The sequence below is a fragment of the Caballeronia sp. M23-90 genome (assembly GCF_053574605.1).
Map to the genome: position 1 here is coordinate 1 of NZ_JBSIPA010000271.1, position 8,949 is coordinate 8,949.

At 60.8% G+C, this 8,949-nt stretch carries 7 protein-coding genes and 1 pseudogene; all 8 read left to right on the plus strand.

Translation table 11 applies throughout. The features are described from left to right. A partial coding sequence (locus ACRXB1_RS22990; protein ID WP_449493323.1) for a polyphenol oxidase family protein occupies positions 1–438 on the plus strand: 438 nt, incomplete at its 5' end. A 485-nt stretch (positions 439–923) separates the two neighbouring features. After that, complete coding sequence (gene phaC, locus ACRXB1_RS22995) at positions 924–2,759, plus strand: class I poly(R)-hydroxyalkanoic acid synthase (RefSeq protein WP_449493324.1); 1,836 nt, start codon at positions 924–926, stop codon at positions 2,757–2,759. Positions 2,760–2,928: 169 nt separating this feature from the next. After that, positions 2,929–4,110 carry an acetyl-CoA C-acetyltransferase gene (locus tag ACRXB1_RS23000; RefSeq protein ID WP_061999520.1) on the plus strand — a complete coding sequence of 394 codons (1,182 nt, stop codon included), beginning with the start codon at positions 2,929–2,931 and terminating at the stop codon, positions 4,108–4,110. A 63-nt stretch (positions 4,111–4,173) separates the two neighbouring features. Beyond that, a complete protein-coding gene (locus ACRXB1_RS23005) occupies positions 4,174–4,914 on the plus strand; it encodes a 3-ketoacyl-ACP reductase (protein ID WP_061999519.1) in 741 nt (246 codons plus the stop codon). Between the two features lie 164 nt (positions 4,915–5,078). Further along, positions 5,079–5,660 (plus strand): polyhydroxyalkanoate synthesis repressor PhaR, encoded by a 582-nt coding sequence (phaR, locus tag ACRXB1_RS23010; protein ID WP_449493325.1) that lies wholly within the window; start codon positions 5,079–5,081, stop codon positions 5,658–5,660. Positions 5,661–6,007: 347 nt separating this feature from the next. Beyond that, a complete protein-coding gene (locus ACRXB1_RS23015; protein ID WP_449493326.1) occupies positions 6,008–7,027 on the plus strand; it encodes a tRNA dihydrouridine synthase in 1,020 nt (339 codons plus the stop codon). 264 nt (positions 7,028–7,291) lie between these two features. Next, positions 7,292–8,683, plus strand: a complete 1,392-nt coding sequence (rimO, locus tag ACRXB1_RS23020; RefSeq protein WP_061999516.1) for a 30S ribosomal protein S12 methylthiotransferase RimO — start codon at positions 7,292–7,294, stop codon at positions 8,681–8,683. Between the two features lie 21 nt (positions 8,684–8,704). After that, positions 8,705–8,833: pseudogene (locus ACRXB1_RS23025) on the plus strand (thiolase family protein); the annotation flags it as partial. Positions 8,834–8,949 lie beyond the last annotated feature (116 nt).

Consider the following 8,949-nt stretch of genomic DNA (forward strand, 5'->3'; position numbering starts at 1 on the left):
TACAATGCCGCCAGCAAGTCCGCGCCACCCCGCGTGCGCCGTGCCGTGGGCGCGCCCGGCGGCATTGTGGAGAAGACGGCGATGCGCGTCGCCAGTCTCGCAGGCGCTCGCATGGAAACGCTGCATGCATGGCTTGGACCGGCAATTGGTCCAAGCGCATTCGAAGTCGGCGAAGATGTGCTCGATGCGTTTGTAAGCGCCGCCAGTCCTGCGCATCGCGACGCAGTCATGGCCGCCTTCGCGCCGCGCGAACAGAAACACAAATATCTCGCTGATATCTATGCGCTTGCGCGTTTGCGGCTCGAACTGGCGGGCGTTGCACCGCAGCACGTCCACGGCGGAACGCACTGTACGGTTACGGAAGCTGAGCGTTTCTTTTCGTATCGGCGCGAAAGGACAACCGGGCGTATGGCCGCCATGATCTGGCTTGCCAACTGAACTTTTCACCCGGCCAGCGCGCGTTTAGAAGTGCGCATTTCTTGCTCGCCATTAAGGCGTTATCGCGACTTATATGTTGCGCAACATAATTCATTGTCCGGACCTTTGATTACATCGGGAAAACGATGATGAAAAAAATATCGCACTGCGTCAAAATCAAGGTGACGCATTGACACGCCTTGCACCGTGGAGCAAGAATGTTTCACAAAAGCGCACGGCGTAAGCAAAGTCACATCATCGCGGTCGGGCGTTCGTCGGGCGTTTGAACCCCCGGCACCTCACTCGCGATGAATCCGACGCGGCTCCACGTCACGCCTCTATCAGCAACTCAGTCTTTCGGGACGCTTAGGTCAAACGCGGATATGGCTGCCTCCAAATCTTCTTCCTCATCTTCATCGGGTTCGTCGCGTCCTTCGGGTAAAGCCGGGGCTGCGGATACAGCAGCGAACACGCCGTCCGGCGTGCCAGGTGCGGACCCCGCCGCCATGCAAAAGATGTTCGAGCAATGGCTCAACACATGGCGTTCAGTCGCCGATCCTTCGTCGTGGCAAAAGCTCTCGGCACAAGCCAATGCCGGGTCATCGGGCGCGCCGGGTGCTAATCCGTTTGCGGCTTTCGGCGCCATCCCTGGCTTTGCGGGTTTTCCCGGCGGTAACGGCAACATTCAATCCATGTTTGCGTCGATGCCCGGTATGCCGGCCATGCCGAAGATTCCGACGGCCGCGATTGCGCCGCAACGCCTGCAGGAATTGCAGGCGAGTTTCTCGCGCGACGCCACGGAACTGATGAAGCAGGCGGGCGCGCAAAGCATCGTTTTGTCGACATTGAAAGACCGGCGTTTCAGCGGCGCCGCCTGGCAAGCCACACCGGGTTTTGCGTTCGCGGCCGCGTGGTATGTGCTTAACGCGCGTTATCTGCAGGAACTTGCGGAAGCGGTCGAGGGCGACGCCAAGACGCGCGAGCGCATTCGCTTCGCCGTGCAGCAGTGGGCGGCGGCAGCATCGCCGAGTAATTACATTGCGTTGAATCCGGATGCGCAGAAGGCGTTGATCGAAAGTCGCGGCGAGAGCCTGCAGAAAGGCATGATGAATCTGCTCGCGGACATGCAGCGCGGCAAGATCCAGCAAAGCGATGAATCGGGCTTCGTGGTCGGCAAGAACATCGCGACCACCCAGGGTTCGGTCGTGTTCGAGAACGACCTGCTGCAATTGATCCAGTACACGCCGCATACCGCGACGGTGCGCGAGCGGCCGCTCCTGATCGTGCCGCCTTGCATCAACAAGTTTTATATCCTCGATCTGCAGCCCGAAGGTTCGCTCGTCGGCCACGCGCTCGATGCCGGTCATCAGGTTTTCATGATCTCGTGGCGCAATGCGGATGCATCGATTGCTCACAAGACGTGGGACGATTACATCGACGAGGGCGTGCTTACGCCTATCGATGTGGTGAAGCAGATCAGCGGACGCGAGCAGATCAACACGCTCGGCTTCTGCGTGGGTGGCACCATGCTCGCGACGGCCTTGGCCGTGCTGGCCGCGCGCGGGGAACATCCGGCGGCATCGATGACCTTGCTCACCGCCATGCTCGATTTCTCGGATACGGGCGTGCTGGATGTGTTTATCGATGAACAGCATGTGAAGATGCGCGAACAGACCATCGGCGGAAAAGACGGTACGCCGGCGGGCCTGATGCGCGGCGTGGAGTTTGCGAACACGTTCTCGTATCTGCGCCCGAACGACCTGGTGTGGAACTACGTGGTCGACAACTACCTCAAGGGACGCACGCCGCAAGCGTTCGATCTGCTTTACTGGAACAGCGACTCCACCAATCTTCCCGGGCCGATGTTCGTCTGGTATCTGCGCAACACGTATCTGGAAAACCGCCTGCGCAATCCCGGCGAGTTGACCGCCTGCGGCGAACCGGTGGATTTGTCGCTGATCGACGTGCCCACGTTCCTGTATGGCTCGCGCGAGGATCACATCGTGCCGTGGACGGCGGCCTACGCATCGGCGCCGTTGCTCACCGGCCCGCAGACGTTCGTGCTCGGCGCATCGGGGCATATTGCGGGCGTGATCAATCCGCCGTCGAAAAACAAGCGCAGCTTCTGGAAGCTGGACACGACCGATAAGACTCTTCCCGAGAACGCAGACGACTGGTTCGAAGGCGCGACCGAGCATCCGGGAAGCTGGTGGACAACCTGGACCGCCTGGCTCGATGGACACGGCGGCAAGAAAGTAAAGCCGAAGCCGGAACTGGGGTCAGCAGATTTCGCGGTGATCGAGCCGGCGCCGGGACGCTACGTCCTGCAGCGGGACCAGTGACCGGCATGCGGACCAGACCTGATTGCATTTCAACTGCGACAGGTCAACAGTAGGCGAGTAATTACACGCGACGCGCACGCTCTCCGGAGCGCCGCGTGCATCGTCAGACAAAGGGTCAAGCAGGCTTCCCGAAGCGGGCTACCACTTTCGATTATCAAAGGAAACGGAAATGACAGACGTAGTGATCGTATCGGCTGCACGCACGGCAGTCGGCAAATTCGGCGGGTCGCTGGCGAAGATCGCCGCGCCTGATCTCGGTGCAATCGTGCTGCGCGCGGTGCTGGAGCGCGCGAACCTGAAGCCCGAGCAGATCAGCGAAGTGATCCTCGGCCAGGTGCTTACGGCCGGCTCCGGCCAGAATCCAGCGCGTCAGGCGCTGATCAAGGCGGGCTTCCCGAATTCGGTTCCGGGCATGACCATCAACAAGGTGTGCGGCTCGGGCCTGAAGGCCGTGATGCTCGCGGCAAACGCGATCATTGCCGGCGATGCCGACATCGTGGTCGCAGGCGGACAGGAGAACATGAGCGCGGCGCCGCACGTGCTGCCGGGTTCGCGCGATGGTTTTCGCATGGGCGACGCCAAGCTGATCGATTCGATGATCGTCGACGGCCTGTGGGATGCGTTCAACTCCATCCACATGGGCGTGACCGCAGAAAATGTCGCGAAGGAATACGGCATCTCGCGCGCGGACCAGGACGCGTTCGCTGCGTTGTCGCAGAACAAGGCGGAAGCGGCCCAGAAGTCCGGCCGTTTCGACGATGAAATCGTGCCCGTCGAGATTCCCCAGCGCAAGGGCGACCCCGTGCGTTTTGCCACCGACGAATTCGTGCGCCACGGCGTGACGGCCGAGTCGCTTGCATCGCTGAAACCGGCGTTTTCGAAGGAAGGCACGGTGACGGCGGCGAATGCGTCCGGCCTGAACGACGGCGCTGCAGCCGTGATCGTGATGTCCGCGAAAAAAGCCGATGCGCTCGGCCTCACGCCGCTCGCGCGCATCAAGGCGTACGCGAATGCGGGCGTCGATCCCAAGATCATGGGCATGGGTCCGGTGCCGGCATCGAAGCGGTGCCTGGAACGCGCGGGCTGGTCTGCAGGCGATCTCGACCTGATGGAAATCAACGAAGCGTTCGCTGCGCAGGCGCTCGCGGTGCATCAGCAGATGGGCTGGGATACATCGAAAGTGAATGTGAACGGCGGGGCAATCGCGATCGGCCATCCGATTGGTGCGTCCGGCGCGCGGATCCTGGTCACGCTGCTGCACGAAATGCAGAAACGGGATGCAAAGAAAGGGCTGGCGTCGCTGTGTATCGGCGGCGGCATGGGCGTGGCGCTTGCACTCGAGCGCCCGTAGGGAGGCCGTGCGAGCGGGCACGGTGCGCTGTACCAGCGCGCATAACGATAAACGGAGCGAGCAATGACTAAACGAGTAGCGTATGTAACGGGCGGTATGGGTGGCATTGGCACGAGCATCTGCCAGCGGTTGCACAAGGACGGCTACACGGTCGTCGCGGGTTGCGGACCGAATTCGCCGCGCCGGGTCAAGTGGCTCGAGGAACAGAAGGCGCTCGGGTACGAGTTCATCGCGTCGGAAGGCAACGTGGGCGACTGGGAGTCGACCAAGAATGCGTTCGACAAGGTCAAGGCCGAAGTCGGCGAGATCGACATCCTCGTGAACAACGCCGGCATCACGCGCGACGTGGTGTTCCGCAAGATGACGCATGAGGACTGGACCGCGGTTATCGATACCAACCTGACGAGTCTCTTCAACGTGACCAAGCAGGTGATCGACGGCATGGTCGAGCGCGGCTTCGGGCGCATCATCAATATTTCATCGGTGAACGGCCAGAAAGGGCAGTTTGGCCAGACGAACTATTCGACGGCGAAGGCCGGCATTCACGGCTTCACGATGGCGCTCGCGCAGGAAGTGGCGACCAAGGGCGTGACGGTCAATACCATTTCGCCGGGCTACATTGGCACGGACATGGTTAAGTCGATCCGCCCGGACGTGCTCGAAAAGATCGTCGCGACCATTCCGGTCCGCCGGCTTGGGCGGCCTGAGGAAATCGGGTCGATCGTGGCGTGGCTGGCATCGGAGGAATCGGGTTTCTCGACCGGCGCCGACTTCTCGCTGAACGGCGGCCTGCACATGGGTTGAGGGCGCGAGGCACTGCGCGCGAGAGAACGTGGAGACCTTGCGCGCCGTGCCGCGGATGGCTTGACCTTCCGACCCCGGCGCCCACTACGAACCGGCGGCTTCCCGGCGCTCAAAGCGCATGAAGTCCGCCGGCACAGTTTGAGTTTTGCGTTTAAAGGCGTTACATGACCACTACAAAGAAATCCGCTGAACGGCTCATAAAAAAATATCCGAATCGCCGGCTCTACGATACCGAAACCAGCACCTACATCACGCTCTCCGACGTCAAGCAGCTCGTGCTCGATCAGGAAGAGTTCAAGGTGATGGACGCCAAGTCGTCCGAGGACCTGACGCGCAGCATCTTGCTGCAGATCATCCTGGAGGAGGAGAGCGGCGGGCTGCCGATGTTTTCATCGGTCATGCTTTCGCAGATCATCCGTTTCTACGGCAACGCCATGCAGGGAATGATGGGCACGTACCTGGAGAAGAATATCCAGGCGTTCATCGATATCCAGCACAAGCTCACCGATCAGTCGAAGGGTTTGATCGATGGCGGGAACGGGACGCAACTGAACCCGGAAGTGTGGTCACAGTTCATGAACATGCAGGCGCCGATGATGCAGGGGATGATGACGAGCTATATCGAGCAGTCGAAGAACATGTTCGTGCAGATGCAGGAGCAGATGCAAAACCAGGCGAAATCGATGTTCAGCACGTTTCCGTTTCCGAATCCGCCGGGCGCGAGTGGGACGGGGGAGAAGAAGTAACAGAACCCGACGGGTTGACGCCGTCCGTGAGCCAATCCTGGCTCACAGTAGAATAACGGTTTGCGGTGCGGCGCCTGGGCGAACAGTCGCCTTGTGGCGAAAGCCGCGCTGGGTCTTTCTCTTCCGAGCGTCTTTCGTCCTGCTTTTCCAGTGGTGACGCCAGCGGCAGCGCGCGCGCTGCCCGGCTCGTCAGCTTCGTGCCAGACCGGCTTGCCGCAAGCCATACGTCACTTACATCACTAGAGTAAAAAATGTCCCTGATCGCTAATCCCGCTGTGCCCAAGGTGGGGTTGAGTTCACTTGGACGCCTGTAAAATTCGCAGACGCTGCTTAGGCGAGGCTTTCGCATGAGCCGGCTGCTTCTTGCGCCCATGGAAGGGCTCGCAGACTACGTGCTGCGCGATGTGCTGACCAGCACCGGCGGATTCGACGGCTGCGTATCCGAATTCATCAGGGTGACGGGGTCGGTGCTTCCCCGGGGTGTCTACGAGAGAGAGACGCCTGAAGTCCTCCACGGAGGCCGAACACCCAACGGCACGCCGATGGTGATCCAGTTGCTCGGCAGCGATCCTGAATGGATGGCGTTGAATGCGGCTACGGCGGCCAGTCTGTCGCCTCATGGCATCGATCTGAACTTCGGCTGTCCCGCAAAGATCGTCAACCGGCACGGTGGCGGCGCGATGCTTCTGGCGCACCCTGAACAGTTGCACCGGATTGTTTCGTCCGTTCGTGCAGCAGTCCCTCGCAGCATTGCCGTGACGGCAAAAATGCGGCTTGGCGTCTCCGATACTTCGCTCGCGATCGAATGCGCCACGGCGCTGGCGGAGGGCGGCGCTGCCTCCCTCGTGGTGCATGCCAGAACGCGGGACCATGGTTATCGGCCGCCGGCGCACTGGGAATGGATCGCGCGTATCGACGCCGCCGTGGACGTACCGGTCGTAGCCAACGGAGAAGTCTGGACCGTAGCCGACTGGGAGGCGTGCCGTGCGGTCAGCGGATGCACGGACGTGATGATCGGGCGGGGCGCTGTCTCGGACCCGTTCCTGGCTTTGCGTATCTGCGGACTGATGGACCGGACGCCTTCCGACGACGAATGGCCGGCCGTGCTGGGTCAAATTGCCGATTACCTTAGAAAACTGCAACTCCGGGTTGCATCCCGTCATGAGCACGGCCGCGTCAAGATGTGGCTCGGCTATCTCAAGCGGACCTGGCCACAGGCTGCCGAGCTGCACGCAGCAATTCGGCGCCTGCATGATGCGTATGACATTCTTGAAGTGATCGAGCGCGCTATGGGATTCGACGATGCAACACCGGTCGGTCAGCGTGCGGCCCTCGGCTTGTGCGATCCGGTATGCCTCGCTACTTGACCGGCCGCGCTACACCAGGCGCGAAGACATAACAGGATACGGCAGGATACGGCCCCTTTGAGATCAAGCCACTTGGCTGACCGTCTCAAACAGTGAGACGCAAGCTCGGCCGTCCATCCCGCAAAAGCTTGCGCATACCGCCGTCATTCTCACCGGTTCGATCTCGTCGAACGTACACGCGCTCGTCTGCGGGTAAAATATCGGATTGGCCTAAACCGCTTGACTCGAGTTGCGGTCCCGGCCTGCCCCACATCTGGAAGTCCCGTGAAAAATCATTTAGAAACAACGGCTAAGGCTCATTCGGCGCCTAAAGTCGGCTTTGTCAGCCTCGGCTGCCCCAAGGCTTTGGTCGACTCCGAGCAAATCATCACGCAACTGCGCGCCGAAGGTTACGAGATTTCCAGCTCCTACGATGGCGCCGATCTCGTCGTGGTGAACACGTGCGGTTTTATTGATGAAGCCGTGCAGGAAAGCCTCGACGCCATCGGTGAAGCGCTGCATGAAAACGGCAAAGTGATCGTGACCGGTTGTCTCGGCGCGAAAAAGAGCGCCAGCGGCACGGGCCTGATCGAGGAAGTGCATCCGAAAGTGCTGGCCGTGACCGGCCCGCACGCGACGGCCGAAGTCATGATCCACGTGCATCAGCACTTGCCCAAGCCGCACGATCCGTTCATCGATCTGGTGCCGCCGGCCGGGATCAAGCTCACGCCTCGCCATTACGCGTACCTGAAGATATCGGAAGGGTGCAATCACCGCTGCACGTTCTGCATCATCCCGTCGATGCGCGGCGACCTGATCTCGCGTCCCATCGCCGACGTGATGCTCGAAGCGGAAAACCTTTTCAAATCCGGCGTCAAGGAACTGCTCGTGATTTCGCAGGACACGAGCGCTTATGGCGTCGATGTCAAATACCGTACCGGCTTCTGGAACGGCAAGCCGGTCAAGACACGCATGACGGACCTCGTCGGCGCGCTGGGCGAACTCGCGGCGCAATATGGCGCGTGGGTCCGCCTGCATTACGTGTATCCGTATCCGAGCGTGGACGAAGTGATTCCTTTGATGGCGGAGGGACCACTGAAAGGGCACGTGCTGCCGTACCTCGACGTTCCGTTCCAGCATGCACATCCCGAAGTGCTCAAGCGCATGAAGCGCCCGGCGAACGCCGAGAAAGTGCTCGAACGCGTGCAGAAGTGGCGCGCAATGTGCCCGGACCTCACGATCCGCAGCACGTTCATTGCGGGATTCCCGGGCGAGACGGAAGAGCAGTTCCAGACGCTGCTGGACTTCATTCGTATCGCTGATCTGGATCGGGTCGGCTGCTTCGCGTATTCGCCGGTCGAAGGCGCGACGGCGAATGATCTCGACGGCGCGCTGCCCGACGAAGTCCGCGAGGAACGCCGTGCGCGGTTCATGGAACTGGCCGAGGAATTATCGGCGGAACGCATGAAGCGCAAGGTGGGCAAGACGCTGAAAGTGCTCGTCGATGAACTCAGCGCCGAAGGCGGCGTCGGACGTACTGCGGCGGATGCGCCCGAGATCGATGGCGTGGTGTATATCGAACCGGCGAAAAAAGCGTCCAAACGATATAAAGCGGGCGACTTCGTGTCGGTAAAAATCACTGGCGCCGATGGCCACGACCTGTGGGGCGAAGTTTAACAACGGGACAAAGGAGCTTTCATGACGCAGCGTGAAGTGGTGGTGGTCAGTGGAGTACGGACTGCAATCGGCGATTTCGGCGGTGCGCTGAAAGACTTCAGCCCGACCGATCTCGGCGCACGCGTGGTGCGCGAGGTTTTAAAGCGGGCGACTTCGTGTCGGTAAAAATCACTGGCGCCGATGGCCACGACCTGTGGGGCGAAGTTTAACAACGGGACAAAGGAGCTTTCATGACGCAGCGTGAAGTGGTGGTGGTCAGTGGAGTA